Origin of the sequence: Roseibium sp., assembly GCF_965229775.1 — a bacterium.
Taxonomy (GTDB): domain Bacteria; phylum Pseudomonadota; class Alphaproteobacteria; order Rhizobiales; family Stappiaceae; genus Roseibium.
In genome coordinates this window covers 4,534,748-4,560,305 of the sequence record NZ_OZ245929.1, presented here as the reverse complement: position 1 = coordinate 4,560,305, position 25,558 = coordinate 4,534,748, and the positions used below count along the sequence as shown (strand labels likewise).

General features: G+C 60.2%; 23 protein-coding genes. 9 read left to right on the top strand and 14 right to left on the bottom strand.

Annotated features, from left to right (window positions below; translation table 11 throughout):
- The first annotated feature begins 75 nt into the window (after positions 1–75).
- Entirely contained in the window at positions 76–927 is an 852-nt protein-coding gene (locus ACO07N_RS20530) for a GNAT family N-acetyltransferase (RefSeq protein ID WP_421982812.1), read from the top strand.
- Positions 928–944: 17 nt separating this feature from the next.
- Here the strand turns inward: ACO07N_RS20530 and ACO07N_RS20525 are convergent, their stop codons facing one another.
- The 7 genes from ACO07N_RS20525 to ACO07N_RS20495 form a co-directional block, all read right to left on the bottom strand.
- Entirely contained in the window at positions 945–1,889 is a 945-nt protein-coding gene (locus tag ACO07N_RS20525) for an ornithine cyclodeaminase family protein (protein WP_421982811.1), read from the bottom strand.
- A gap of 157 nt (positions 1,890–2,046) precedes the next feature.
- Positions 2,047–3,147, bottom strand: a complete 1,101-nt coding sequence (locus ACO07N_RS20520; RefSeq protein ID WP_421982810.1) for a calcium:proton antiporter — start codon at positions 3,145–3,147, stop codon at positions 2,047–2,049.
- A 139-nt stretch (positions 3,148–3,286) separates the two neighbouring features.
- Positions 3,287–4,066: an ABC transporter ATP-binding protein gene (locus ACO07N_RS20515; protein WP_421982809.1), complete on the bottom strand. Its 780-nt coding sequence runs from the start codon at positions 4,064–4,066 to the stop codon at positions 3,287–3,289.
- Positions 4,063–4,818 carry an ABC transporter ATP-binding protein gene (locus ACO07N_RS20510; RefSeq protein WP_421982808.1) on the bottom strand — a complete coding sequence of 252 codons (756 nt, stop codon included), beginning with the start codon at positions 4,816–4,818 and terminating at the stop codon, positions 4,063–4,065. Before ACO07N_RS20510 ends, ACO07N_RS20515 begins: the two co-directional genes overlap by 4 nt.
- An 11-nt stretch (positions 4,819–4,829) precedes the next feature.
- Positions 4,830–6,035: a branched-chain amino acid ABC transporter permease gene (locus ACO07N_RS20505; RefSeq protein ID WP_306146131.1), complete on the bottom strand. Its 1,206-nt coding sequence runs from the start codon at positions 6,033–6,035 to the stop codon at positions 4,830–4,832.
- A 3-nt stretch (positions 6,036–6,038) separates the two neighbouring features.
- Complete coding sequence (locus tag ACO07N_RS20500; RefSeq protein WP_421982807.1) at positions 6,039–7,070, bottom strand: branched-chain amino acid ABC transporter permease; 1,032 nt, start codon at positions 7,068–7,070, stop codon at positions 6,039–6,041.
- 107 nt (positions 7,071–7,177) lie between these two features.
- Complete coding sequence (locus ACO07N_RS20495) at positions 7,178–8,533, bottom strand: substrate-binding protein (protein WP_421982806.1); 1,356 nt, start codon at positions 8,531–8,533, stop codon at positions 7,178–7,180.
- A gap of 484 nt (positions 8,534–9,017) precedes the next feature.
- On the opposite strand from ACO07N_RS20495, the gene ACO07N_RS20490 reads away from it, so the two are divergent.
- From ACO07N_RS20490 to ACO07N_RS20480, 3 genes are all read left to right on the top strand, one after another.
- Positions 9,018–9,626, top strand: a complete 609-nt coding sequence (locus ACO07N_RS20490; RefSeq protein ID WP_421982805.1) for a pyridoxamine 5'-phosphate oxidase family protein — start codon at positions 9,018–9,020, stop codon at positions 9,624–9,626.
- A 163-nt stretch (positions 9,627–9,789) separates the two neighbouring features.
- Complete coding sequence (locus ACO07N_RS20485) at positions 9,790–11,832, top strand: M3 family metallopeptidase (protein WP_421982804.1); 2,043 nt, start codon at positions 9,790–9,792, stop codon at positions 11,830–11,832.
- Positions 11,833–11,885: 53 nt separating this feature from the next.
- Positions 11,886–12,290: a DUF423 domain-containing protein gene (locus tag ACO07N_RS20480; protein ID WP_421982803.1), complete on the top strand. Its 405-nt coding sequence runs from the start codon at positions 11,886–11,888 to the stop codon at positions 12,288–12,290.
- A 9-nt stretch (positions 12,291–12,299) separates the two neighbouring features.
- On the opposite strand, the gene fghA is transcribed toward ACO07N_RS20480, so the two are convergent.
- On the bottom strand, positions 12,300–13,127 hold the full coding sequence (fghA, locus tag ACO07N_RS20475) for an S-formylglutathione hydrolase (RefSeq protein WP_421982802.1): 828 nt from the start codon (positions 13,125–13,127) through the stop codon (positions 12,300–12,302).
- 151 nt (positions 13,128–13,278) lie between these two features.
- Entirely contained in the window at positions 13,279–14,391 is a 1,113-nt protein-coding gene (locus ACO07N_RS20470; RefSeq protein WP_421982801.1) for an S-(hydroxymethyl)glutathione dehydrogenase/class III alcohol dehydrogenase, read from the bottom strand.
- Between the two features lie 395 nt (positions 14,392–14,786).
- Between ACO07N_RS20470 and ACO07N_RS20465 the strand changes: the two genes are divergently transcribed.
- From ACO07N_RS20465 to ACO07N_RS20445, 5 genes are all read left to right on the top strand, one after another.
- A complete protein-coding gene (locus tag ACO07N_RS20465) occupies positions 14,787–16,040 on the top strand; it encodes a sarcosine oxidase subunit beta family protein (protein ID WP_421982800.1) in 1,254 nt (417 codons plus the stop codon).
- A gap of 16 nt (positions 16,041–16,056) precedes the next feature.
- On the top strand, positions 16,057–16,362 hold the full coding sequence (locus ACO07N_RS20460; protein ID WP_421982799.1) for a sarcosine oxidase subunit delta: 306 nt from the start codon (positions 16,057–16,059) through the stop codon (positions 16,360–16,362).
- Positions 16,359–19,361: a sarcosine oxidase subunit alpha family protein gene (locus ACO07N_RS20455; protein ID WP_421982798.1), complete on the top strand. Its 3,003-nt coding sequence runs from the start codon at positions 16,359–16,361 to the stop codon at positions 19,359–19,361. The genes ACO07N_RS20460 and ACO07N_RS20455 overlap by 4 nt, the downstream gene beginning before the upstream one ends.
- On the top strand, positions 19,354–19,929 hold the full coding sequence (locus ACO07N_RS20450) for a sarcosine oxidase subunit gamma (protein WP_421982797.1): 576 nt from the start codon (positions 19,354–19,356) through the stop codon (positions 19,927–19,929). The genes ACO07N_RS20455 and ACO07N_RS20450 overlap by 8 nt, the downstream gene beginning before the upstream one ends.
- A gap of 165 nt (positions 19,930–20,094) precedes the next feature.
- Complete coding sequence (locus ACO07N_RS20445) at positions 20,095–20,841, top strand: endonuclease/exonuclease/phosphatase family protein (RefSeq protein WP_421982796.1); 747 nt, start codon at positions 20,095–20,097, stop codon at positions 20,839–20,841.
- Here the strand turns inward: ACO07N_RS20445 and ACO07N_RS20440 are convergent.
- The 5 genes from ACO07N_RS20440 to glpX all read right to left on the bottom strand — a co-directional run bounded on the left by ACO07N_RS20440 (position 20,838) and on the right by glpX (position 25,541).
- Positions 20,838–21,323, bottom strand: coding sequence for an NUDIX hydrolase (locus ACO07N_RS20440; protein ID WP_421982795.1), 486 nt, complete (start codon positions 21,321–21,323; stop codon positions 20,838–20,840). The genes ACO07N_RS20445 and ACO07N_RS20440 overlap by 4 nt on opposite strands.
- Before the next feature lie 102 nt (positions 21,324–21,425).
- Positions 21,426–22,325, bottom strand: a complete 900-nt coding sequence (locus ACO07N_RS20435) for a nitrilase-related carbon-nitrogen hydrolase (protein WP_421982794.1) — start codon at positions 22,323–22,325, stop codon at positions 21,426–21,428.
- Between the two features lie 80 nt (positions 22,326–22,405).
- On the bottom strand, positions 22,406–22,597 hold the full coding sequence (locus ACO07N_RS20430) for a hypothetical protein (RefSeq protein ID WP_319387221.1): 192 nt from the start codon (positions 22,595–22,597) through the stop codon (positions 22,406–22,408).
- 82 nt (positions 22,598–22,679) lie between these two features.
- The gene (recJ, locus tag ACO07N_RS20425; RefSeq protein WP_421982793.1) at positions 22,680–24,497 is read right to left on the bottom strand and encodes a single-stranded-DNA-specific exonuclease RecJ; all 1,818 of its coding nucleotides are present in this window, start codon (positions 24,495–24,497) and stop codon (positions 22,680–22,682) included.
- Positions 24,498–24,545: 48 nt separating this feature from the next.
- Entirely contained in the window at positions 24,546–25,541 is a 996-nt protein-coding gene (gene glpX / locus ACO07N_RS20420) for a class II fructose-bisphosphatase (protein ID WP_421982792.1), read from the bottom strand.
- Positions 25,542–25,558: the final 17 nt, after the last annotated feature.

The window sequence follows — 25,558 nt, the reverse complement described above, 5'->3', positions numbered from 1 at the left end:
TGATAATTGCGGGGGCAGTTGCTGTATTTGCAGCATGCGATCCTGCCGATTCATGACCCGACGGGCACAAATTACATGACCAAAGACCTCAAAATCCGGCGCCTGAGCGAAGCCGAAATCCGCATTCCACTCGACTGGGCGATGCTGGAGGGCTGGAACCCGGGTCTCGAGGACGGTCCCGCGTTTTATGCAGCGGACCCACAGGGATTTCTGGGCGGAGAGATCGGCGGAGAACTGATCACGGTCATCTCGGCAGTGCGCTATGGCGACGCCTTCGGTTTCATCGGTTTTTACATCTGCAAGCGCGAACACAGAACGCGGGGCTACGGACACCAGATCTGGGCGGAGGCAATGTCCCATCTCGGATCAAGGCTCATGGGGCTGGATGCGGTGAACGAACAGACCGCCAGCTACGCCGAGCATGGCTTCAAATCCGTTTACCGGAACATCCGTCAGACAGGGGTTTCCCTTTGCGATGTGCCCATGGACCCACGCATTGCACCGCTCGGTCACGGCGTTTTTCCGGCGATCAACCTCTATGACCAGCGCTTCTTCCCGGCAGAACGCGAAACCTTTCTGAAACTGTGGGCCGCGCCCATGCTCGAAACGCGAAAGGGGTTCGCGTTCATCGAAGACGGCGACGTCAAGGGATACGGCGTTCTGCGGGCATGTCATGAAGGGTTCAAGATCGGGCCCCTATTCGCCGATACGCCGGAGATTGCCGATACGCTTTTCCGGACACTTGCCGGGCAGGTCAAAGGGCAATTCGTCATCCTGGATACACCGGAGCCGAATGCCGCCGCCCTTCTGCTGGCCGAAAGATATGAGCTGTCGCCGGAATTCGAGACCTACCGCATGTATCGCGGCCCCGTGCCCGACCTTCCGCTCGATCAGATCTACGGCATTGCCAGCTTCGAACTCGGCTGACGTCCTGCACTTGCCGATCAGTGCTCGGTGCTCTGATACGCAAGCATGGCACCTGCCAGGTCTTCGAGCGCAGCGCCCACGGACTTGAACATGGTGATTTCGTCGTCCGATTGCCGGCCGGCGTGATTTCCGCGGCACAGATCGTAGAGGTCCGCGCGGATGTCGCCTTTCGAAATCAGCCCGGACTGGAGCGGCTGGACGATATCCCCGCCTTCGACCAGACATCCGTCACGCGTATCCACGAAGATTTCCGCGCGCTTTATGAGGTCGTCGTCGCTCTCCCGCATGGTGGGCTTGAAAGCCCCGACAAGATCGACATGGGCTCCGGGTTTCAGAAGATCCCCCTTGATCAGCGGCTCGCTGGACAGGGTTGCGGCGCTGATGATATCGGCCGTGCCGAGCACATCACGCAGACTGGCTGCCGCCTCTATCGTGATGGGAAACTGCGCCTGCATTTCCCGGGCAAACTGCGCTGCCTTTTCCCTCGACCGTCCCCAGATCGTGACATGTTCGATCGACCGGATGGCCATGTGCGCGGCAATCAGGTTCGGGGCGAGACGGCCGGTGCCGAGCACGAGCAGATGCCGCGCGTCGGACCGCGCCAGGTATCTCGCGGCCAGTGCAGAGGCTGCCGCAGTCCGGCGTGCGGTCAGTTCACCGCCATCGATCATTGCAAGCATCTCGCCCGTTCTGGCGTCGGACAACAGATACTGTCCATGCACCGCCGGCAAGTTCCGCTCCGCGTTCCCCGGAACGACATTCACGACCTTTACGCCGGCATATCCGCCCGGCACCCAGGCAGGCATGAGGAGCATCGTTCCAGCCGGTTCGCCCGGAATTTCAAAGTCATGATGATGCCGCGTCGGCATGACGCAACCCGAGCGGAACATTTCCGCCAGTGCATCTATCAGGTCCGGAAACGGCAGGGCATCACGGGTCTGGTCTTCGGAAAGCAGCAGCATGCAGGTTCATTCACATTACGGTAATCACGGTTAGAGTCAGAACCCATTCATCCATGCCAATTCATTCACATGAATGGATCCTGACCCTAGACAAAATCACAGAAGACGTTCGGGACCAAGCTATCTCCCGAAAAGAATTACGATTTTGCCTGCAAATTCATGACAAATCGAAAATCATCATCACATAGGCGGCAAAAAGCGTCAGATGCACCGCACCTTGCAGGTAACTGGTCGTGCGGGTTCCAAACGTGATCAGGCTGACGACCAGGGTCAGCGCGAGGAGAACAATCTCCGCATAGTCCAGTCCGAGTTCGATCCTGTGTCCGGTCACCCAGCTGACCACCAGGACGGCGGGAACCGTCAGACCGATGGTCGAAACCGCAGCGCCGAGGCAGATGTTGACCGCGCGCTGCAACTTGTTTTCAAGAGCCGCACGGAAGCCGCTCATTCCCTCCGGCATCAGGACAAGCGCTGCAACGATGAATCCGCTCAGCGCCAGCGGCGCGCCAATGCCGGCGATGCCGAATTCGACGTAAAGAGCGAGCTTCTTGGAAAGCAGGATGATCGGCACCAGGGCTCCCAGGAGCCCGGCCACGTGAAAGGGTATCGACCTGACGACGGCACCGTGGTGCTCTCCGCCGTCCTCGCCTGCATCCGGCTGCCGGAAAATGTCGCTGTGGGTCACGGTCTGCATGGCCAGAAAGACGCCATACAGCAAGACGGACATCACGACTTCGAAGCTCGCCTGCAAGGGAGAGAGTTCACCGCCCGGCGCGGAATGGGTGACGCGCGGCAAGACGAGAGCGAAAACCGCAAGGGGAACAAGAACGGCGAGAAACGCATTCGCGCCCTGAAGGTTGTAGGTCTGGTTCTTGTGTTTCAGCCCGCCGGCCAGCAGGCACAGACCGATCAGGCCGTTCAGAACAATCATGATCACGGAGAACATCGTGTCGCGTGCCATGGTCGGCGCGGCCTCGCCCGAAACCATGATCGCAACGATCAGCGCCACCTCGATCCCGACGACGGCAAGCGTCAGGATCAGCGTTCCGAACGGCTCTCCAAGAATGGTCGCAAGACATTCCGCGTGTCGGACGACCGAGAAGGCGCACCACATCACGGTCAGGAAGATGACCGCAAGCAAGGCAAGAGACGGCCCGACACCGATGGCTGACGGGTTCAGAAGATCTCCGGCAGCAATAAAGGCCGCAAAAACGAGAAAACCGGCCAGACTGGGAAATTCGGATCTGAAAATGGACACTGAAACCACCGTTCCGTTTCAGGAAACTGCGTGATTCCTTTTTAGCCGTTCCGGGGTTCAAATGACCACATCGAAAAACAACGGGCACAAAAAAAGCCGGCGCAGCGCGCCGGCCAGACCTTGTCAAAGCATTGTTCCGTCAGATCGCGAGATACTCCTGGCGCAGTTCTTCGTTGTCGAGAACTTCCTGAGCCGTGCCATCGAACACGACCTCGCCCATATCAAGAATGACGGCGCGGTCGGCCAGATGCAGCGCGGCGATCGCGTTCTGTTCCACGATGATCGTGGTGATGCCGAGTTCCTTGACGCCTTCAAGGATGCGCTCGATTTCCTGAACGATCACCGGGGCGAGGCCTTCATACGGTTCATCCAGAAGCAGAAGCTTGATGTCACGGGCCAGGATACGCGCCACGGCGAGCATCTGCTGTTCGCCGCCCGACATCGTCACCGCCTCCTGGGCGCGGCGCTCCGCCAGCCGCGGGAAATGGTCGTAGATCCGCTCGATCGACCAGCCCTTGGGCTCGGCGATCTGTGAGAGCTCCAGGTTTTCCTGAACCGTCAGGCCTTGAATGATCCGCCGGTCTTCCGGCACGAGGCCGACGCCGACACGCGCGGCCTGATAGCTCTGCATGTCATGAAGCGGCTGGTGATCGAGCCAGATTTCACCATGGGTCAGGTTGGGATCATCCATGCGCGCGATCGTGCGGAGCGTCGACGTCTTGCCAGCGCCGTTGCGCCCGAGCAACGCCAGGATTTCACCCTCGCGAACGTCAAAGCTGACCCCCTGAACGATGTAACTCTCGCCATAGTAGGAGTGCAGGTCCCAGGCCGAGAAATAGGCTGGTGCCGTTCCGCGCGCCTTTTGCGGCTTGACCGCAGGAGCCGTCTTGCCCGCGAACTGATCTTCGAGAATGGTCACAGGTGTGCTCCTCCGAGGTAGGCTTCCTGAACGCGCGGATCGCCCTTGATGTCTTCCGGCTTGCCCTCGGCGATGATCGCGCCCTGGGCAAGGACGGTTACCTTGTCGGCAAGCGAGAACACCACATGCATGTCGTGCTCGATGACCACCTTGGTGATGCCGCGGTCGCCGATCCGCTTCAAGAGATCGATCGTGTTGTTGGTGTCGGCCCTGGACATGCCTGCTGTCGGCTCGTCCAGAAGCAGCAGTTTCGGGTCCTGCGACAGGCACATGGCCAGTTCCAGGCGGCGTTTGTCCCCGCGCGACAGGCTGTCGGCAACCATGTCCTTCTTTTCGACGAGGCCGACATCTTCCAGCATGTGGAGCGCCTTGTCGCGAATCTCGGCGTCCTTGCCGACATCCGCGAATGCATGCAGCTTGAATTCACCGTCGCGTTTAGCCAGTGCGGGGATCATGATGTTTTCCATCAGCGTGAGATCGCCGAAGATCTCAGGCGTCTGGAACACGCGTGAAATACCGACCTGATTGATCTCGAACGGCTTCATCCCGGTCAGCGAGATGTCGCCGAACATGACGCTTCCGGTATCCGGTACGAGCCGTCCGATCAGGCAGTTGAGGAAGGTCGATTTCCCCGCTCCGTTCGGGCCAATGATCGCCTGAACGGTGCCTTCCTCGACGGAGAAGTTGACGTTATTCAGGGCTCTCAGTCCGCCGAACGACTTGTTCACGCCCTCGACACGCAAGATTTCCATGTCATTTCACCTTATTCAGCTGGTGCGGCCTTGGGACGCGCGGTGGAATTCTCGTCCTTGGACGATTTGCGTTTGAAGAGCCTCCCGATCCTCTCCACGCCTTCCATGATGCCGCCCGGCAGGAAGATCACGATCAGCATGAACATGATACCAAGCGTCAGGTGCCAGCCCTTACCGATGAAGGGATGAATGACGAAGACGAGGAAATCGGCCAGACCTTGCGGAAGCGCGGCGAACCAGTCGTAGAGAATGTTGTCGTTGATCTTGGAGAAGATGTTCTCGCAGTACTTGATGAAGCCAGCACCGAGGACCGGACCGATCAGGGTCCCTGCCCCGCCGAGGATCGTCATGAGGACAACCTCGCCAGACGCCGTCCACTGCATGCGCTCTGCACCTGCCAGCGGATCCATCGCGACCATCAGTCCGCCAGCCAGACCGGCATACATTCCGGAGATGACAAACGCTGCGAGCGTGTAGGGCCTGCTGTTCAGACCGGTGAAATTCATGCGCTGCTGGTTGGATTTGACCGCACGGAGCATCATACCGAAGGGCGACCGGAAGATCCGGATTGCAACATAGAACGCGATCATCATCACCACGGCACACAGGTAGTACCCGGCGTTGAAGGTGAACAGCCATCCCCCCATGCTCAGCTCGAAACTCTCGCGCATCGGGATGCCGAAGAAGTTCGCAGCGGGTATGGCGCCGTTTTCGGAGCTGACGCCGAGAATGCGCGGATCGTCAAGCGCCAGCTGCAGGCCCGTTTCGCCGTTGGTGATCGGTGTCAGAACCGAATAGGCAAGCGAAAACGACATCTGCGCGAAGGCCAGGGTCAGGATCGAGAAGTAGATCCCGGACCGGCGCAGTGAGATGTAGCCGACGAGCAGGGAAAACAACCCGGCGAACACGACCGACATGAAGATCGCCGGAATGACGTTCATTGTCAGCAGCTTCATCATCCAGACACCGGCATAGGAACCGACACCCAGGAAGGCGGCGTGGCCGAAACTCAGATAGCCGGTCAGGCCGAACAGGATGTTGAAGCCGATCGCGAAGATGCCGAAAATCAGGAACCGCTGCATCAGGTCGGGGTAACCGGCGTTGAACTGTGCCAGTTCCGAGCCTTCCGGAAACGGGTTGAGCAGGAACGGCGCCAACACCACGAGCAGCAAGACCAGGAAGAAGAGCGATGTATCTTTTTTGTTGAGTCCGAACATGACTTAGCTCTCCATAACGCCCTTGCGGCCCATCAGACCCCGCGGACGGGTCAGGAGGATCACGATTGCAACGAGATAGATGATGATCTGGTTGATGCCGGGCAGCAACGCGACGACCTGCGCCATGGAGGCGAAACTCTCAAGAACACCAAGCAGGAAGCCGGCCAGAACGGCGCCGGGAAGCGAGCCCATTCCGCCGACAACGACCACGACGAAGCTCAGGACGAGGAAGTCCATTCCCATGTGGTAGTTCGGTGAATTGATCGGCGCGTACATGACACCGGCAAGCCCGGCGACGACGGCGGCAAGCGCGAACATCACGGTAAAGCGCTTGTCGATGTTGATGCCGAGCAACCCGACCGTCTGCCGGTCTGCCATCCCCGCTCGAACCACCATTCCGAAGGTCGTGAACTGCAGGAAGGCAAAGACTGCGCCGATGATGACCGCGGCAAACAGGAAATACACGATACGCCAGTAGGGATAGATGATGATGTTCGGGTCCATGCCGAGCATCGCGCCGAAATCGAGACTGCCTGCGAACACGTCAGGCGCCGGGGTCGGGATCGGGTTGGCACCGAAGAAATACTTGATGATTTCCTGCAGCACGATGGCCAGTCCGAAGGTCACCAGGATCTGGTCCGCATGCGGACGCTTGTAGAAATACTTGATCAGGCCGCGTTCCATGATGAGCCCGACAAGTGCCATGATCGGGATGGAAAACAGGATCGCTAGCGGGACCGACCAGTCTATGATCGCCGCCCCCGTCTCCGGTCCGAACCAGGCCTCGACATAAGGCGTTTCAACCTTCAGGGGATTGCCGAGAAAATCCTTCTGGGTTTCATCGATCGTCACGAACGACAAGGAGAGCAGACGGCTCAGCGTGACCGCGCAGAACGCCCCGATCATGAACAGTGCACCGTGGGCGAAGTTCACCACGCCGAGCGTTCCGAAAATGAGGGTAAGGCCCAAAGCAATCAGCGCGTAGGCTGACCCCTTGTCGAGACCGTTCAGAATTTGAAGAAGTATCGCGTCCATCGCTATCAACTCGGATCATCAGCGCGAGTCAAAATCCCCAACCACGCACTATTTCTAATATAAAGGGACAGGGCGACGCGCGCCCCGTCCCTCCGTTTTCATGGGTTTTATGCGCCCGGATTACAGGTTCCCAGCGCACCACCCGCGAACTGCGGATGATCCGGCGGATAGGTAACCTGAGCAGCCGGTGTCACTTCGACGATTTCCAGAAGGTCGAATGCGGAGCTCGGGTTTTCCTTACCCTTCACGACAAGGACGTCCTTGAAGCACTGGTGGTCTTCAGCCCTGTAGAGCGTCTTGCCGTTGCCCAGACCGTCGAACTCGAAGCCTTCGAGGGCTTCGACAACACCGCAGGGGTTGAACGTGCCTGCACGCTCACATGCATCTGCATAGAGGATAGCCTGAACGTAGGTCGTGTGGGCCGCCTGGCTCGGCGGGAAGCCGTATTTCTGACCGAAGGACTGAACGAATGCCTTGGAGCCTTCGTCCTGCAGCGACCAGTGCCAGTTGGTGGACCCGAAGATGCCCTTAACGTTTTCACCGGCACCCTTTGCCATCAGGCGCGAGTACAGCGGAACGATGATCTCGAAGTTCTTGCCGTTCACCTGCTTGTCGCGCAGGCCGAACTGAACGGCGTTGGTGAGCGAGTTCACCATGTTGCCGCCGTAGTGGTTCAGGACGAGCACGTCCGCATCGGACTGCAGAACCGGCGTGATGTAGGCCGAGAAGTCCGTTGCAGCCAGAGGCGTCTTGACGGTTTCGACCGTTTCCCAACCCAGAGCTTCCGTGGATTCACGAACAGCCTGCTCGGTGGTGTAACCCCAGTTGTAGTCCGCGGTCAGGTGATAGGCCTTGCGGTCATCGCCATAGGCGTTCTTCAGAACCGGCGCCAGTGCAGCACCGGACATGTAGGAGTTGAAGAAGTGACGGAAGCCGTTGGCTTTCTTGTCTTTACCGGTGGTGTCGTTGGAGTGGGTCAGACCGGCCATGAAGATGACGCCTGCTTCCTGGCAGAGCGCCTGCACGGCAACAGCCACACCGGACGACGAACCGCCGGTGATCATGATGGCGCCGTCTTTTTCGATCATGGATTTCGCCGACGCGCGCGCCGCATCCGATTTGGTCTGCGTGTCACCCGTGACGTACTCGACCTTCTTGCCAAGGATACCATTGCCCTTGAGCGCCTTGGACGAGAACGTGTTGAGCATGCCGCCGTCGCCTTCACCGTTCAGGTGCTCGACCGCGAGCTGGTATGCGCGCAGTTCGTCAGCACCCTCATCGGCGTACGGGCCGGTTTGCGGCACGTTGAAACCCAGTGTCACCGTCGCGCCGGTCGGCTCATTCAGGTAGCCGGCAGACCATGCGCGGCTCGTGAAGATCGTTGGCATCGCCAAAGCACTGCCGCCAAGGGCACCAGCGCGCAGGATAGAACGACGATTTAGGGGTTTACGTATTAAACTCATACTTTCCTCCCAGAAAGGATCGGCGCGCCCCCTTCGGACGCACCTGCAGTAGCTGTACAGCCGCCAGCAGTTCTGGAGTGTTCCCCGACCGGAAAACCGGTTCCTCAACGTCAAAACCGCAAGCTGGGGCGACTGTAGAAAAAGTCATTACAAATCAGCAATACGACTATCGGATCGTGCCCGCTCAACACTTTATTAGACTTTCGAAGTATTCGTGCAGGCCGCAGGAGAAATACGTCTTTGTTTTTCGCAATGCGAAAACCTTTTTTCTCATTATTTCAAGCGGGTTAATCAATTTCATGCTGCAACGCAAAAATACTGTTGGGCACTGCCTATTTTTTAGCCCTCGATCAAGCACTTAGACCAAAGTTGCACGCAGACACCTCCAATAGGTTGTGGCCAACAAAATTGACGCGCTCACCGGCCCCGCAGTAATGTCGCGAACACACACCCGCCACCCAAATTTTCATCAGGATTTCGCTCCATGCCATTTATCGAGTCGCTCGAGGAACTGCACGCCCACTACGGCGTTGCGGGTGAGGCCTCGACCATAAAGGAGATCGGTTTTCTCAGTGGCCACTACCGCAGGATCGTGGAAGCATCGTCCTTCTGTGCACTAACGACCTGCGGGCCGGAAGGCCTGGACTGTTCTCCACGCGGAGATGCCGGATGCGTCGTCCGCATCGCGGACGAGAAAACGCTGCTGATGCCCGATCGCCGCGGCAACAACCGCATCGATTCGCTTCGCAATATCGTCAGGGATCCGCGTGTTTCGCTGATGTTCATGATCCCCGGCTGGAACAATGTTCTCAGGATCAACGGCACGGCCAGGATTTCGGTCGATCCGGATCTGCTGGGATCTTTCGAGATGGAAGGTCATCTGCCGCGATCGGTGATCGAAATCACCATCGAGGCGGTCTATTTTCAATGCGCACGTGCCATCATGCGTGCCGGTCTCTGGAAGGCCGAAGACCTCAGAGATCCCTCCTCCTTACCTTCGCCGGGCATGATCATGCAGGAGATCAAGCAAGGCTTCGACGGAGACACCTATGATGCGGAATGGCCGGGCCGCGCGGCCAAAAGCATGTGGTAAGCATGAAAGGAGGTCTCGCGCGGCAGGATCGCACAAGTGCCATGATCTTCGCCCTGACCGTCCGCTGCACCCTGCCGGCGCTCTTTTCCGAATGCCCCTTGGCTGAGATGCCCTTCCTCTCCATATGTCCGCCTAAAGCCACTTCTTCACACAGAGGACCGTCATGACCACCAATCCGGTGCTTACCGAATGGACCACCCCGTTCGAACTTCCCCCCTTCGACAAGATCGAGCCCGGTCACTTCGAAGAGGCCTTCGAAGCGGCCATGGCGGACGCCCGCCGGGAAAGCGACGCAATTGCCGGTCAGGACGCAACGCCGAGTTTTGAAAACACGATTGCGGCGCTGGAAAAATCGGGCGAACAGCTGACCAGGGTCGCGCGCACGTTCTACAATCTCACCAGCGCGCATACCAATGAAACGCTTCAGAAAGTGGAGCGGGACATTGCGCCGAAGCTTGCCAAACACTCCTCGGACATGCTGCTCAACGAGCAACTGTACGATCGCGTTGCCGCGCTCTGGGAGACACGCGACTCGCTTGGCCTTTCGGAAGAAGACGCAAAGGTGCTCGAGCGGTATCACAAGATGTTCCAGCGCGCCGGCGCCGGGCTGGACGGACCGGGCAAGAAACGCATGGCCGAGATATCCCAGCGGCTCGCAACCCTCGGAACCCGGTTTTCGCAGAATATCCTGAAAGACGAATCGGACTATCAGCTCGTCCTGGAAACGGCCGAGGACCGGGCAGGCCTGCCCGATTTCCTGCTGACTGCCGCAGCTGAAGCGGCGCGCGAGCGCGGGCTGGACGGCAAGCACGTGATCACGCTCTCAAGATCGAGCATCGAGCCGTTCCTTCAATTCTCGACCAACCGCCGGCTGCGGGAGGAGGCGTTCGGCGCCTGGAGTTCACGCGGTGAACTTTCCGGTGACACGAACAATGAGGACATCATCGCCGAAACCCTTGCGCTGCGCGCCGAGAAGGCAAGGTTGCTCGGCTTCGACAACTTCGCCCAGTACAAGCTCGATGACACGATGGCGAAGACGCCGGCAAATGTGCGCGAGCTTCTGACCAAGGTCTGGGAACCCGCGGTTGCGCAAGCGCGCGAAGAACAGGAAAAGCTGGTCGAAATGGCGGCGAACGTGGGCGAGAACCATGCGATCGAAGCCTGGGACTGGCGTTTTTACGCGGAGAAGGTCCGCAAGGCGGAACATGATCTCGACGAGGCTGAACTCAAGCCGTATCTGCAGCTGGAAAACATGATCGAGGCGGCGTTCGATACCGCCACCCGCCTTTTCGGCGTAACTTTCAGGGAACTGGACGGGATACCCGTCTACCACCCGGACGTCCGCGTCTACGAGGTTCTCGGGCAGGACGGCAAACATGTCGGGCTCTTCCTCGGCGACTATTTTGCGCGGCCGTCCAAACGATCCGGTGCCTGGATGACCGCCTTCCGCTCGCAGCACAAGCTGGCCGGCGACGTCACGCCGATCATCGTCAACGTGATGAATTTCTCGAAAGGCGCACCGGGCGAAGCAACCCTGCTCACCTTTGATGATGCACGGACCCTGTTTCACGAGTTCGGGCACGGTCTGCACGGACTGCTTTCCAACGTGACGTATCCGATGATCTCGGGAACCAGCGTAGCCCGGGACTTCGTCGAATTGCCTTCACAGCTCTATGAACACTGGTTGTCCGAACCGGACGTGCTGTCGAGATTTGCGACGCACTACAAGACCGGCGAGACCATGCCGCAGGCGTTGCTGGAAAAACTCCTTGCCGCCGCCAACTTCAATCAGGGCTTTGCGACCGTGGAATACACGGCGTCCGCCCTGATGGACCTGGAACTCCACTTGCTGGAAGAGCCGGGCAATCTCGACATCAGGTCCTTTGAACAGACGGAACTCGGCAAGATCGGCATGCCCGACGCCATCACCATGCGCCACCGCATTCCCCACTTCCAGCATGTCTTCTCCGGAGACGGCTACTCTGCCGGCTACTACAGCTACATGTGGTCCGAGGTCATGGACGCGGACGCCTTCGGCGCGTTCGAGGAAGCAGGCGACATATTCCACCGGGAAACGGCCGAACGGCTGCACACCCACATCTACTCCGCCGGCGGCCTGCCAGACCCCGAGGAAACCTATCGGGCATTCCGCGGACGCCCGCCCAAAATCGACGCCCTCTTGAAAAAACGCGGATTTGCGGCCTGAATGTTGTCCGGCCGGTGCACCGCCGGCCGGGTTCAACTGCTCAGGGATCGCACATGATTAAACCGATGGCGCCGCCACCAGAACCGACTGCAGGCCTGTTGAAGGTCTGCCTCGCATTCAGCGGTCTCGCAGGCGCCCTCGGCGTTGTCACGCTTGCAATGGCGGCGCACGCGGATAATCCGGGTTCGCTCGGCACCGCGGCACGAATGCTGCTGTTCCACGCTCCGGTCTTTCTCGGGATCGGCCTGCTCGCGCAATCGCGCAAGGTGCTGCTGTTGCCGGTCACGGCGATCTTTCTGTTTTGCGGACTTTTCCTGTTCTGCGGCGACCTGTTCAGCCGAACATTCCTGGGCAGCAGCCTGTTTCCGATGGCGGCACCGATCGGCGGCATGTTCCTGATCGTCGGATGGCTCTCCCTTGCGCTCGGCGCGCTCAGGGTCGTTCCGCGTCAATCCTGACGCCGCAGGTCAGCCTTTCAGTCTCTCCGCATGCCAGGCCACGTGATCGCGCGCAAAACTCGCAACGAAGTAGTACGAGTGATCGTAGCCCTCCTGGAGCCGGTAGCAGTGCGCGGTTCCGGTCTCGATGAGCGCGTTCGCCAGCGCTGCCGGCTTCAGCAGGTCCAGAAACTGATCGTCGGCTCCCTGGTCGATCAGCACATCACCGACCCAGCCCTTGTCCACGAGCAGCCGCGACGCGTCATGGGCGTTCCAGAGGCTTTCATCCTCTCCCAGGTAAGCGCCGAGCTGTTTCCGTCCCCAATCGGACGCAGACGGATTGGAGATCGGGGCAAAGGCTGAGAGCGACTGGTACTGGCCCGGGTATTTCATCGCCAGGGTCAGCGCGCCGTGCCCGCCCATGGAATGTCCGGTGATGCCCTGGTGAACGGTTACCGGGAAATTCTCCGTAACAAGATCCCGCAATTCGCCGGCAACATAGGTCTCCATCTGGAAATGGGGCGACCAGGGGTCCTGGGTGGCATTGACGTAAAAGCCGGCTCCCTGGCCGAGATCGTAGGCTTCGTCGTTCGCAGCCCCCTCGCCCCGCGGACTGGTATCGGGAAAGATGATCGCAATGCCGAATTCGGCCGCATGCGCCTGAAGCCCGGCCTTGGTCATCGCGTTTTCATGGGTGCACGTAAGGCCCGACAGGTACCAGAGGCAGGGAACCGGTCCTTCCTGGGCCTGCGGCGGCAGATAGACCGCAAACGTCATTTCACATCCGCAGGCCTCCGAATCGTGGGAATAGACCCCCTGTACGCCGCCGAAAGCCTTGTTTTCCGAGATGGTTTTCATGATTTCCTGCCTGTTGGAAGACAGAGAGCCGCTTCGAAACCGAAACAGCTCTCTCGCCGGAACGTCTTTTGATTGCAGCGGTCCGTAGTCCTGCACTTGTCATCGGCAGGCCGTCACGGGACCGAAAACCGGAATGCGCCCGGTCCGTTTCCTAATAAAGAACGACGGAGCGGATGGATTCGCCTGCATGCATGAGGTCGAAGCCCTTGTTGATGTCCTCGAGCGGCATGGTGTGGGTGATCATCGGATCGATCTCGATCTTGCCGTCCATGTACCAGTCGACAATCTTCGGCACGTCCGTGCGTCCGCGCGCGCCGCCGAAGGCCGTGCCGCGCCAGGACCGGCCCGTCACCAGCTGGAACGGACGCGTGGCAATCTCGGCCCCGGCCGGGGCCACGCCGATGATGATGCTCTCGCCCCAGCCCTTGTGGGCCGATTCAAGCGCTGCCCGCATGACCTGCACATTGCCCGTCGCGTCGAAGGTGTAGTCCGCACCGCCCTTGGTCAGATCGACCAGATACGGAACGAGATCCCCCTCGACTTCGCTCGGGTTGACGAAATCCGTCATGCCGAAACGGGTCGCCATCTCCACCTTGGCTGGGTTCAGGTCGACACCGACAATCTGGTCCGCACCGGCAAGGCGCAGACCCTGGATCACGTTCAGGCCGATGCCGCCGAGGCCGAAGACGATGGCGCGCGAGCCTTCCTCCACCTTGGCCGTGTTGATCACCGCGCCAATGCCGGTGGTCACGCCGCAGCCGATGTAGCAGACCTTGTCAAAGGGCGCGTCGGGCCGGATCTTGGCCAGCGCGATCTCCGGCACAACCGTGTAGTTGGCGAAGGTCGAGGTGCCCATGTAGTGCAGGATCGGATCGCCATCGAGCGTGGTGAAGCGCGACGAGCCGTCCGGCATCAGCCCCTGCCCCTGGGTGGAGCGGATCGCCTGGCACAGATTGGTCTTCGGATTGAGGCAGTATTCGCAGTTGCGGCACTCGGGCGTATAGAGCGGAATGACATGGTCGCCCGGCTTCAACGTGGTGACCCCCGGCCCCACTTCCACGACGACACCGGCGCCTTCGTGACCCAGGATCGCCGGAAACAGACCTTCCGGATCCGCTCCGGACAGCGTGAACTCGTCGGTGTGGCAAATGCCCGTGGCCTTCACCTCCACAAGCACCTCGAAGGCACGCGGACCTTCCAGATTGACTGTGGTCACCTCAAGCGGTTTTCCGGCCCCCACGGCCACAGCTGCACGAACTTCCATCGAAAGACCTCCCTGAAATAGCTTGGCAACGAGAGTTACCGCCCCCGGTCTGAAATGCAAGAACCGAAACGACGTTAGGTGTCCGGAATGCGAAAAACGGAACGGAATCAACACAGAAAACGAACTTGTTCCGAGCCTGTAAGTTGTTCCGTTCCAAGGGGTTTCCTGTGCGCTGCTTCCAATGGACGCGGGCAATGCGACACCTATGTCGTATTCTGACAAGCAGGCGACTGAAACCTTATACGCACATGAGGGTTCAATCGTAATTATGCGCGGCAATGGACGGCTCTCGACCGCATCGGTATGGTCGCCGCCTGAAAATTCAATCAAGCCGCGCCGGCGTCACGACATTCAATCCGTGAAACCGGCGCGTAAACGTGCGGAGCCGCTGCTTCATGAAGCGATATTCCTTCCTGGAACTGGCGAAAAACGCCTTTTCCGCGCACCAGAACTGGGGACGCCAGTGGCGCTCCCCCGAGCCGAAGTCCGAATACGACGTCGTGATTGTCGGCGCTGGCGGACATGGACTCGCAACGGCCTATTACCTCGCCAAGGAACACGGCGTGCGCAACGTGGCCGTTGTCGAAAAGGGCTGGCTGGGCGGCGGCAACACGGGCCGCAACACCACCATCGTCAGGTCCAACTATCTCTGGGAAGAAAGCGCGGCACTCTACAATCACGCAATCGGCCTGTGGCAAAGTCTGTCGCAGGAACTCAATTACAACGTCATGTATTCCGCACGCGGCGTGATGATGCTGGCGCATACGGTCCACGATGTTCAGGTCGCACAGCGCCACATTCACGCCAACAGGCTCGCGGGCGTCCAGAACGAGTGGCTGTCGCCCGAGCAGGCCAAGGAATACTGCCCGCCCCTCAATATCTCCAAGGACATCCGCTACCCCGTCATGGGCGCAGCTCTTCAGCGCGTCGGCGGGACGGCGAGACACGACGCGGTTGCCTGGGGCTATGCGCGCGGCGCAGACGACATGGGTGTCGATATCATCCAGAACTGCGCCGTCTCCGGCATTCGCCGCGGTGCCGACGGGTCCGTTGAAGGCGTTGAAACCTCGAAAGGCTTCATCAAGGCAAAGAAGGTCGGTGTCGTTGCGGCCGGGCACACATCGACCATCATGGACATGGCCGGCGTTCGCATGCCGCTGGAGTCCTACCCTCTTCAGGCGCTCGTCTCCGAACCGGTCAAGCCGGCCTTCCCGTGTGTCGTGATGTCCAACACGATCCACGCCTACATTTCGCAATCCGACAAGGGCGAACTGGTCATCGGCGCAGGCACGGACCAGTTCATCTCCTACTCGCAGACCGGCGGCATTCACATCTCCAATCACACGATCGACGCGATCTGCGAACTTTTCCCGCATTTCCGGCGCATGCGGATGCTGCGGAACTGGGGCGGCATCGTCGACGTGACACCCGACCGGTCGCCGATCCTTTCCAAGACACCCGTGCAGGGCCTTTACGTGAATTGTGGTTGGGGCACCGGCGGCTTCAAGGCAACACCGGGGTCCGGACACGTCTTTGCACACACGATCGCCAGGGACGAGCCGCACCGGATCAACGCACCATTCACGATCGACCGGTTCCGTACCGGTCGTCTCATCGACGAAGCGGCCGCGGCCGCCGTGGCTCACTGAGGGGAGATTTCATCAGATGTTGCTGGTTTATTGCCCCTATTGCGGTGTCGAGCGTCCGGAAACGGAATTTTCCTGCCGTGGCCAGGCCCATATCGCGCGTCCTGCCGACCCGTCGGCAACGAGCGACGAAGACTGGGTGAACTTCCTCTATATGAGAAGCAACACCAAGGGCGTCTATGCCGAGCGTTGGCGCCATATCCACGGGTGCGGGCGTTTCTTCAACGCGGTTCGCCACACGGTCTCAGACGAATTTCTCAGTTTCTACAAGGCGGGCGAACCGATGCCGGACCTTGAAGAACTTGCCAAGGAGGCCGGCAAATGAGCCAGCCATTCCGCACCGAAAAAGGCGGCCGGATCGACCGGGCCGAACAGATCAGTTTCACCTTCGACGGGGAACAGATGCAGGGCCACAGGGGCGACACGCTTGCCTCCGCGCTGCTTGCAAACGGCGTCCACCTGGTCGGCCGGTCTTTCAAGTATCACCGTCCGCGCGGGATCGTGACCGCAGGCTCGGAGGAACCGAATGCCCTGGTCGGTGTTTTCCGGCACGGTGACCAGACACCGAACCTGCGCGCAACGCAGGTGGAGCTTTACCAGGGCCTCGAAGCGATCTCGCAGAACCGGTTTCCCTCGCTCGGTTTCGACGTCGGCGCGATCAACGACCGTCTGTCGATGTTCTTTCCGGCCGGTTTCTACTACAAGACCTTCATGTGGCCGAAGTCCTTCTGGGACCGCGTCTACGAGCCCGTCATCCGGGCTGCAGCCGGTCTCGGCAAGCCGCCGAAGAACCCGGATCAGGACTTTTATGGCAACCAGTATGCTCACTGCGATGTGCTAATTGCCGGCGCAGGGCCCGCCGGGCTTGCAGCGGCGCTCGCCGCGGCAGAAACCGGCGCCAGCGTCATTCTGTGCGATGAACAGGCGGAATTCGGCGGTTCCCTGCTGACGGAAACAAATGCCACCATCGACGGCCAGGCGCCGGCCGACTGGGTTGGCGAGACCATCGGCAAACTCGCTTCGATGGACAATGTCCGGCTGCTCTCCAGAACCACCGCATTCGGCTATTTCGCGCACAACTATGTCGCGCTTGCCGAACGGGTAACGGAGCACGTCGCAAACCCGGATCCCAAATTGCCGCGGGAGCGGCTGTGGCAGGTCAGGGCCAAGGAAGTCGTCATCGCTTCCGGCGCGATTGAAAGGCCGATGGTGTTTCCCGAAAACGACCGCCCCGGCATTCTGCTGGCCGAAGCCGGCCGCACCTATCTGAACCGGTACGGCGTCAAGGTCGGCCACAAGGTGGTGATAGCGACCGCATGTGACACCGCCTGGCAGGTTGCCTTCGATCTTGCAGACCACGGCGTTGAAATCGCCGCGATCGCCGATCTGCGCGAGACCCCGCCCGAAAGCCTGATTTCGATCGCGAAGGCGCGGAATATCCGCGTCGAGGCGGGCTGCGTGATCACCGGAACACTCGGCCGCAAGCGCGTCAAGTCGGTGCTTCTGGGCAAACTCATGACATCCGGCCAGGTCGCCTCGGGCGGCCAAGTCGAGTGCGACGCGCTGCTCATGTCGGGCGGCTGGACGCCGACGGTCAGTCTCTATTCCCAGTCCCGCGGCAAGGTGGTCTGGGATGCCGACAAGGGTGCCTATGTTCCCGGAAAATCCGTTCAGAAAGAGCGTTCCGTCGGCGGCGCGAAAGGCCTCTACGGCCTGCAGGCAACGCTCGAGGACGGTTATGCAGCCGGTGAAGAAGCCGCAAAGGCTGCGACCGGAAAATCGGCCAAGGTGTCCCATGCTGCTGCCAGCGGCGGAGAGCCGGGCGAAGGCGGAACGCTTGGCGCCCTGCCCCACGATCGCAACGCGTCCAAGGTCAAGGCATTCGTCGATTACCAGAACGACGTCACCGCCAAGGACGTCAAGCTGGCCGTGCGCGAGGGCATGCACTCCATCGAGCATATCAAGCGCTACACCACGACCGGCATGGCAACCGATCAGGGCCGACTTTCCAACATGAACGCCCTGCAGATCGCGTCCGGCGCGCTGGAGCGCCCGATGACGGATGTGGGACTGACCACGTTCCGCCTGCCCTACACGCCGACCACGTTCGGCCTTTTCGCGGGCGTTGCCCGAGGCGACTTTTTCGACCCGGTTCGAAAGACCCCGTCGCATGACTGGGTTGTCGACAATGGCGGTGTCTTCGAAGATGTCGGACAGTGGAAGCGAACCTGGTACTTCCCGAAGCCGGGCGAGGACATGCATTCCGCGGTCGCACGTGAGTGCAAGACGGTGCGCGACAGCGTCGGCCTGTTCGATGCGTCGACCCTCGGCAAGATCGAGGTCGTCGGACCGGATGCGGCGGAATTCCTGGAACGCATGTACACCAATCCCTGGAAGAAGCTCGCGCCCGGACGCTGCCGCTACGGCCTTCTGCTCAATGACGCCGGCTTCATCACCGATGACGGTGTTATCGGGCGCCTTGCAGATGACCGCTTTCATGTCACCACCACGACTGGTGGCGCGCCAAGCGTGTTCGCGACCATGGAAGACTATCTTCAGACCGAATGGCCCGATCTCGACGTGTGGATCACATCGACGACGGAACAATACGCGGTTGCCGCCGTTCAGGGCCCGAAGGCGCGCGATGTCATCGCCCCGTTCATCGAAGGCGCCGACCTTTCCAACGAGGCGTTTCCGCACATGAGCGTGCGGGAGGCCACATTCTGCGGCGTTCCCTGCCGCCTCTTCAGGATTTCCTTCACCGGGGAACTCGGTTTCGAAATCAACGTGCCGCGCCGGCATGGCAAGATGATGTGGGAGACGCTGGCCAAGGAAATCGAAAAGCATGCCGGCACCACCTATGGAACCGAAACCATGCACGTCCTGCGCGCGGAGAAAGGCTACATCATTGTCGGTCAGGACACGGACGGAACCGTGACCCCGCAGGATGCCGGCATGACCTGGGCCATCGGCAAGAAGAAACTCGACTTTGTCGGCAAGCGCGGGCTGGAACGTCCGGATCTCGTGGCGGAAAACCGCAAGCAATTCGTCGGACTGCTCACGAAGGACCCGAAGGTGAAACTCGAGGAAGGTGCGCAGATAACCACCACTGAAAACCCGGCAACGGGTACGCCGGCAGAAGGTCACGTCACCTCGTCCTATTTCAGCCCTGCACTTGACCGGACGATTGCCCTTGCCGTCGTCAAGAACGGTCATGCGCTTGAAGGCAAGAGGCTTTATGTTCCGATGCCGGACGGCAGCATCCCGGTCGAAGTGACCGGTCCGGTGTTCTATGACAAGGAAGGAGCGCGGATCAATGTCTGAAGTTCTGGCCAATGATCTGATCACCCCCGACGCCGGGGCGGACCCGCTGCTGAGCCTTGGCGATGTCTCGATCCTCAAGGCGGCACCGGTGACACGGCTTTCCCTGCGCGTGCGGCCCGCGTCTCTTGATGATGCGGGTAACGCCTTCGGCGCCGCATTGCCTACCAAACCGATGTCCTGCGAGGTTGGAGACAAGCGCGCCGCGCTCTGGATGGGGCCGGACGAATGGACCCTGCTGGCTCCGGAAGACGATCTGGACCCTGTCTTCGAGGCGGTCGAGACCGGGCTCAAGGACCAGCCGCATGCGCTCGTGGACATTTCGGAGCGGTCCGAAGCGATCATCGTAAGCGGTGAAAAAGCGGTCTGGCTGCTCAACACGGGTATCTTCATCGACTTTTCACTCGATGCCTTTCCCGTCGGCACGGTTTCTCGCACGATCTTCCACAAATCGCCGGTGATGGTCTGGCGCACCGGTCCGGATACGTTCGTCGTGGAAGCGTGGGTCTCCTTCATGGACTACGTTTCAGGACTGCTGATGCAGTCCGCCGGGGAGCTGGAAGCGGCCTGACGCGCGCCCGCGGATAAATGCACGCCCCTGTGGCAAGCGCCACGGGGGCTTTTTCTTTGGGACTGCCCAACTGTGCGCGAATTTTAAGAGGCGTTTGCGCTCGTCCATCGGTTTCTCGAAGCGTTGACTTGCAAACCGCCGTCAAATCCCGCAAGTCTCTCCCGCATGCTGAAAATCGGTTCCTACAACATTCAAAAGGCAATCGGCGTCGATGCCCGTCGCCGCCCGGAACGGACCCTGAAGGTCATCCGTGAACTCGATTGCGATGTCCTGGCGCTGCAGGAAGCCGACAAACGCTTCGGTCCGCGCGAAAGCACGCTGGACAGGGTCACGATCCTGTCGGAAACCGGTTACCGGCCCGTCCCCTTTTCGGAAAACGGCAAGAGCCTGGGATGGCACGGCAACGCGATCCTGGTCCGTGACTCGATCGGGATCGTCGATTTCAGAAAGCTGGAACTGCCGACACTGGAACCGCGCGGCGCGGTCGCCGTGGATCTCGACATCGGCGGCGAAAAGATCCGCGTGGCCGCGATGCATCTCAGCCTGCTCGGGCATTTCCGCAAGAAGCAGATCAGCTCGCTGATGCACCAGTTGCATGAAAATCTCGACTACCTGCCGACCGTGCTGATTGGCGACCTGAATGAATGGCGCGACACGGCGCGCAGCCTGAAGCTCCTGGAAGAACGCTACGAGGTCACGACACCGGGCAAGAGTTTTCCAAGCCCGCTGCCCGTCGGCAGTCTCGACAGGATCATCACCAGTCCGGAATTCACCGTGCAAAAGGCCGGCGTTCACAAGTCCAGGACCGCCCGCGTGGCGTCAGACCATCTGCCGGTCTGGGCGCACCTTTCGCTCGAAGCTTCCGGTCACCTGTCCGTCAGCGCGAAAAAGTCTTCGGAAGAGATTTACTAGGCGATTTCAGCCCGGTGGCGGAGAAGAAAGCGCTTCAGGCTGCTTTCGTTGGCCCGGTCCACGGCTTCGGAAAAGGGCAGCCACAGGCATTGCCGCTGCCCCAGTTCGGGAAACTTGCTCAGTTGCTTTTCAAACTGCAGCTTGAAGACCAACACCCTTGTCCGCACTTTCGAGCCATCCGACCGTCCCTTGTACGAACTGAAGGTCCCGAGTGCGCGCGGATCTGCCTGCCCGACGACTCCCGCTTCCTCGTAGGCCTCCGTCGCAGCGGTCTCGTGGTCCTGTCTGTCAGGCTCCGGCCAGCCCTTGGGCAGGATCAAGCGACCCGTATCGCGTGTCGAAACCAGAAGGATCTCGGTCTCGGTCTCGCCCGGACGCATGCACAGGGCAGCGATCTGCAACCGGGCCGGCTTGTAGAACAAACCCAATAGCCCCCGCAGCCACGACGTATCCCCCCTTGCAAACGATCTGGACAGACTCACTTTCACACCTTCCTTCAATGGAGGTGTGTACTTAGTGGCATTCGCTCGATTTGTCTAGACAAAAGCGCACTTTGTGCATCAGGTTTAGTACTTAAACACAATTTACCTTAAGGCATCTTCGCTTATCGACACCGCATCAGCGCTCCAGGCTCCCGGCCACACTTCAGCCTTGCCGCCTTTCAGGTCACGCAGTTCCTTCATCGGCACACCACAGGTCAGGAACGGTTCTTCGGAATTGCTCCCGTCTGTCGCCGCAATTTCGGCTGCAATGCCCGAAAAACCGAGGGTTTCTTCACAGGGAACATAAAGGGCGGCGCCCGAAACGCTGGTCTCGTTTTGTGTCGTGCCCTTTGAAACCCCAACAACGCCGCACACGGCGACAGCACACATCAGTTCGACCGCCCGTGCCTTGGCGCATCCGTAGACCCGATGATAACCGGACAGTTTTTCCGTCATGGACGGCACCAGAATCAGATCCGGACCTGCCTTGGCGAGCAGGCAGCTGAGGGCCGGCATCTCGATATCCAGACAAATCAGGATCGCCATTTTGAGGCCATCGAGCTCAAAAACAGCAAGCCGGTCCCCCGGTGTCAGGTTCCAGGTATCAGGATCCTGCTCAAAAGGTGTCAGGCAAAGCTTGTCCTGCCTGATCCGGCGGCCATCCGCGGTCAGCAGAAACGCGGTATTGGTAATGCCGCCATCCGTTTTCACCGGCATCGTTCCGGCCAGAACGGAAATCCCGTGTAGCTGCGGCAGGGGCGCCAGCAGGTTCAACAAGTCTTCGCCCACATCGGCGAGAAACGCCATTTCGCGGTCCGGCGGCAGTCCTGCCGGTTTGAAAGCCAGACAGCATTCGATGAAGTATTCCGGGAGCATGAGCAGCTTCGCGCCTGCGTCCGCTGCTTTCCGCATCTCGTCCTGGATGGCACGCGCCAATGCGTCGACCGAGGCCGGTGCGCGGCCGAGATTAAAGGACCAGAGTGCAATAGGATAATCGGTCATGCCGCAGGTATCTCCAACAGTTCAGCTGTCAGACATAAAAGCGGCGGCGCTTTTATTTCAAGTGCGAATGGCGGTCCGGATCAATCCAGGAAAAACCCGACAAAAACAGCGAAAAGCACGAGGAACCCGGTTCCAGCGACTGTTCCCTTCGGTTGCGACGGCAAGGATTTCAGTTTCGCAGACCGGCGCACTTCGCGGATGCCCTTCAGCGCGTTGTCGGTGCGTTTGTCAATTTCCGCAAAATATGGCGAAAGCTCATTCTGAGCGCGCATATCTTTCCCTCACGATTCCTTCGTGAAGAAAGCTTACGCAGCGAGCCTTAGAGTTTGGTTAATGACCGCTTACCGGGCACGCTTACAGGCGGCTCTTTTGCGGATCGGCAACATCGAGTATGCGCATTTGTACCTTTGGAGTGCCTTGCCAGGTGTCGATCGAGAGCGTCCCGACCAGATGCAGGTTCCGTCCCCTGCCTTCCAGCAGCATGCGCCCGTGAGGTTTGTCGTCCGCCTTGAAGCAGATGGCCTTCAAGGAGGCTCCGTCACCGGCGGCAATGGTCGCCCGGACATGCCCCTTTCCGACAACATCGGCAAAAGAGATGCGATGCGCGGGAAATGCAAAGACAGGTTCGGAATGGCCTGCCCCAAACGGCCCGGCTTTTTCAAGCAGCTCCACCAGATCCAGGGTAGCACCCGCCGCTGTCAGCGCTGCGTCTACCCGAATTTCTCTTTTTCTTGTAGCACCTTCAACGTCGTCCTTGAGAGTCTGATTGAAGAAGTCTTCGAGGTCACCGGCTTTTTCCCGCTGTACGGTCAGACCAGCGGCCATGGCGTGACCCCCACCCTTCTCGAGCAGCCCGATTTCGACAGCCTTGCGTACGGCAGCGCCGAGGTCGACACCGTGAACGGACCTGCCGGAGCCTGTCCCCTTGCCCGAGGCATCGTAGGCAATGGCGAAGGCCGGCCGCCTATGCGCCTCCTTCAAGCGCGAGGCAATCAGCCCCACGATGCCCGGATGCCAGTCTTCGGACCCGGTGAGAAGCACGGCCGGGTCGCGCGTGTCGATGGCCGCAAGTGCCTCAGCGCCCGCTTCTTCCAGCATATGCGCTTCCATCGCCTGGCGTTCGTTGTTCAACTGATCGAGCCGCTCGGCGATTGCGCGGGCCTCGTGGCTGTCCTGCGTGGTGAGCAGGCGTGCGCCAAGAGCGGCATCTCCGATTCGGCCTCCGGCGTTGATTCTCGGGCCAACCAGAAATCCCAGATGGTACGGAACAGGCTTGCCGTTCACCCGGGCCACATCGGCCAGCGCAGTGAGACCCGGGTTCTGGCGCTGGTGCATGACCGCCAGACCCCGGGTGACATAGGCGCGGTTCAGTTCCCTGAGCGGAACCACGTCACAGACGGTTCCAAGAGCAACAAGATCAAGCAGTGACATCAGATCGGGTTGACGGCCGCTGTCGAACACCCCGCGGCGCCGGAGTTCCCTGTTCAGACCGACAAGGAAGAGAAACGTGACGCCGACCGCTGCCAGATGCCCCTGGCCGGACAGGTCGTCCTGCCGGTTCGGGTTGACCAGTGCCGCGACGTCGGGAAGCGTTTCTCCAACCTGGTGGTGGTCGATGACAACCACATCCAGGTTCAGCGACCGGGCCGTTTCGAACGCCTCGGACGAAGTGCTGCCGCAGTCCAGCGTGACCAGCAGTTCCGCTCCGCTGGCGTGCAGATGTTCGATCGCCGGACCGTTGGGCCCATATCCCTCAACGATGCGATCCGGGATGTGGATGATCGGATCCAGACCCAGCCAGTTGAGGTATTTGGCAAAAATCGCGGAAGAAGTCGCACCGTCGACGTCATAGTCGCCGAAGATCGCGATTTTCTTCCCCGCCTGAACGGCATCCGCGATCCTTTCGACCGCAGCGTCCATGTCCTGCAGACTGGACGGATCAGGCATCAGGGACTTGAGGGTCGGATCGAGAAAGTCGGCCGCCTTCTCCTGCGCAACGCCGCGCGCTGCGAGAACGCGCGCCAGCACATCCGGAATGCCCTCCATCTGTGCAATGGCCATGGCCGTGCGTGCCTCGGACGCGCTCAGGCGTTCGCGCCAGGCGTTGTCGTTTGCCGATCTGGCGACCCCGAGTACGAGCCGCCCGTCTTCCTCATCGGAGTTTTTGATCATTCAAAGCAAGACCGGATCCTGAATCTCGACAGACTTTCGGCACGGCCCTCAATCCAGGTGGAATTTCTCCAGATCATGGTGCTGCGCCTTGATGTAGCGCACCGTTCCCGTCGAGGACCGCATCACAACGGTGTGGGTGGTGATATGCTCGCGTCCAAACCGGACGCCTTGCAGGAAATTGCCGTCGGTCACGCCCGTGGCCGCAAAGAGAACGTCCGGCCCCGCCATTTCCTCCAGCGTATATTTCTTCTTGATGTCCTCGATACCCATGCGGTGGGCACGGTCGACCTGTTCGTCGCGCGTAATGACCAGCCGGGACTGCATCTGTCCGCCGATGCAGCGCAGGGCAGCCGCCGCCAGCACCCCTTCGGGAGCACCGCCGATACCGGCATAGATGTCGATGCCGGTTTCGTCGGGGTCGGTCGTGTGAATGACGCCGGCAACGTCGCCGTCACCGATCAGACGGATTGCAGCGCCCGTGGCGCGGATGTCCTCGATCAGGCGCGCATGCCGGGGACGGTCAAGAACGCAGGCTGTCACTTCCGAGACGGCGACGCCCTTTTCCTTTGCGACGGCTGCAATATTGTCGGCAACCGGCGCATCGAGATCAATCAGACCGGCGGGGTAGCCCGGCCCGATGGCAATCTTGTCCATGTAGCTGTCCGGTGCATTCAGGAGGTCGCCCGCCGGGGCCAACGCGATAACGGCCAGGGAATTCGGCAGGTTCTTTGCGCAGATGGTGGTGCCTTCCAGAGGATCGAGAGCAATATCGACCTGCGGCCCCTGCTTGGTGCCGACATTCTCGCCGATATAGAGCATGGGTGCTTCGTCGCGCTCCCCCTCGCCGATGACGACCGTCCCGTCGATCGGCAAGCGGTTCAGCTCGCGCCGCATGGCATCGACCGCTGCCTGATCAGCAGCCATTTCATCCCCGTGTCCCCGCAGACGCGCTGCGGACACAGCCGCCCTTTCGCTCACACGTGCCAGTTCAAGGGTCAGAATCCGGTCCAGTCCACTCGACGGCTGATTTTCTGTATCGGACATCAACTTCTCCAGTCTTT

Coding starts and splice junctions, on each gene's coding strand:
- ACO07N_RS20530 (WP_421982812.1), top strand. CDS start 76: ATGACCAAAGACCTCAAAATCCGGCGCCTGAGCGAAGCCGAAATCCGC.
- ACO07N_RS20495 (WP_421982806.1), bottom strand. CDS start 8,533: ATGAGTTTAATACGTAAACCCCTAAATCGTCGTTCTATCCTGCGCGCT.
- ACO07N_RS20460 (WP_421982799.1), top strand. CDS start 16,057: ATGTTGCTGGTTTATTGCCCCTATTGCGGTGTCGAGCGTCCGGAAACG.
- ACO07N_RS20470 (WP_421982801.1), bottom strand. CDS start 14,391: ATGGAAGTTCGTGCAGCTGTGGCCGTGGGGGCCGGAAAACCGCTTGAG.
- ACO07N_RS20510 (WP_421982808.1), bottom strand. CDS start 4,818: ATGGAAATCTTGCGTGTCGAGGGCGTGAACAAGTCGTTCGGCGGACTG.
- fghA (WP_421982802.1), bottom strand. CDS start 13,127: ATGAAAACCATCTCGGAAAACAAGGCTTTCGGCGGCGTACAGGGGGTC.
- glpX (WP_421982792.1), bottom strand. CDS start 25,541: ATGTCCGATACAGAAAATCAGCCGTCGAGTGGACTGGACCGGATTCTG.
- ACO07N_RS20480 (WP_421982803.1), top strand. CDS start 11,886: ATGATTAAACCGATGGCGCCGCCACCAGAACCGACTGCAGGCCTGTTG.
- ACO07N_RS20490 (WP_421982805.1), top strand. CDS start 9,018: ATGCCATTTATCGAGTCGCTCGAGGAACTGCACGCCCACTACGGCGTT.
- ACO07N_RS20435 (WP_421982794.1), bottom strand. CDS start 22,325: ATGACCGATTATCCTATTGCACTCTGGTCCTTTAATCTCGGCCGCGCA.
- ACO07N_RS20455 (WP_421982798.1), top strand. CDS start 16,359: ATGAGCCAGCCATTCCGCACCGAAAAAGGCGGCCGGATCGACCGGGCC.
- ACO07N_RS20450 (WP_421982797.1), top strand. CDS start 19,354: ATGTCTGAAGTTCTGGCCAATGATCTGATCACCCCCGACGCCGGGGCG.
- ACO07N_RS20500 (WP_421982807.1), bottom strand. CDS start 7,070: ATGGACGCGATACTTCTTCAAATTCTGAACGGTCTCGACAAGGGGTCA.
- ACO07N_RS20485 (WP_421982804.1), top strand. CDS start 9,790: ATGACCACCAATCCGGTGCTTACCGAATGGACCACCCCGTTCGAACTT.
- ACO07N_RS20505 (WP_306146131.1), bottom strand. CDS start 6,035: ATGTTCGGACTCAACAAAAAAGATACATCGCTCTTCTTCCTGGTCTTG.
- ACO07N_RS20430 (WP_319387221.1), bottom strand. CDS start 22,597: ATGCGCGCTCAGAATGAGCTTTCGCCATATTTTGCGGAAATTGACAAA.
- ACO07N_RS20525 (WP_421982811.1), bottom strand. CDS start 1,889: ATGCTGCTGCTTTCCGAAGACCAGACCCGTGATGCCCTGCCGTTTCCG.
- recJ (WP_421982793.1), bottom strand. CDS start 24,497: ATGATCAAAAACTCCGATGAGGAAGACGGGCGGCTCGTACTCGGGGTC.
- ACO07N_RS20445 (WP_421982796.1), top strand. CDS start 20,095: ATGCTGAAAATCGGTTCCTACAACATTCAAAAGGCAATCGGCGTCGAT.
- ACO07N_RS20465 (WP_421982800.1), top strand. CDS start 14,787: ATGAAGCGATATTCCTTCCTGGAACTGGCGAAAAACGCCTTTTCCGCG.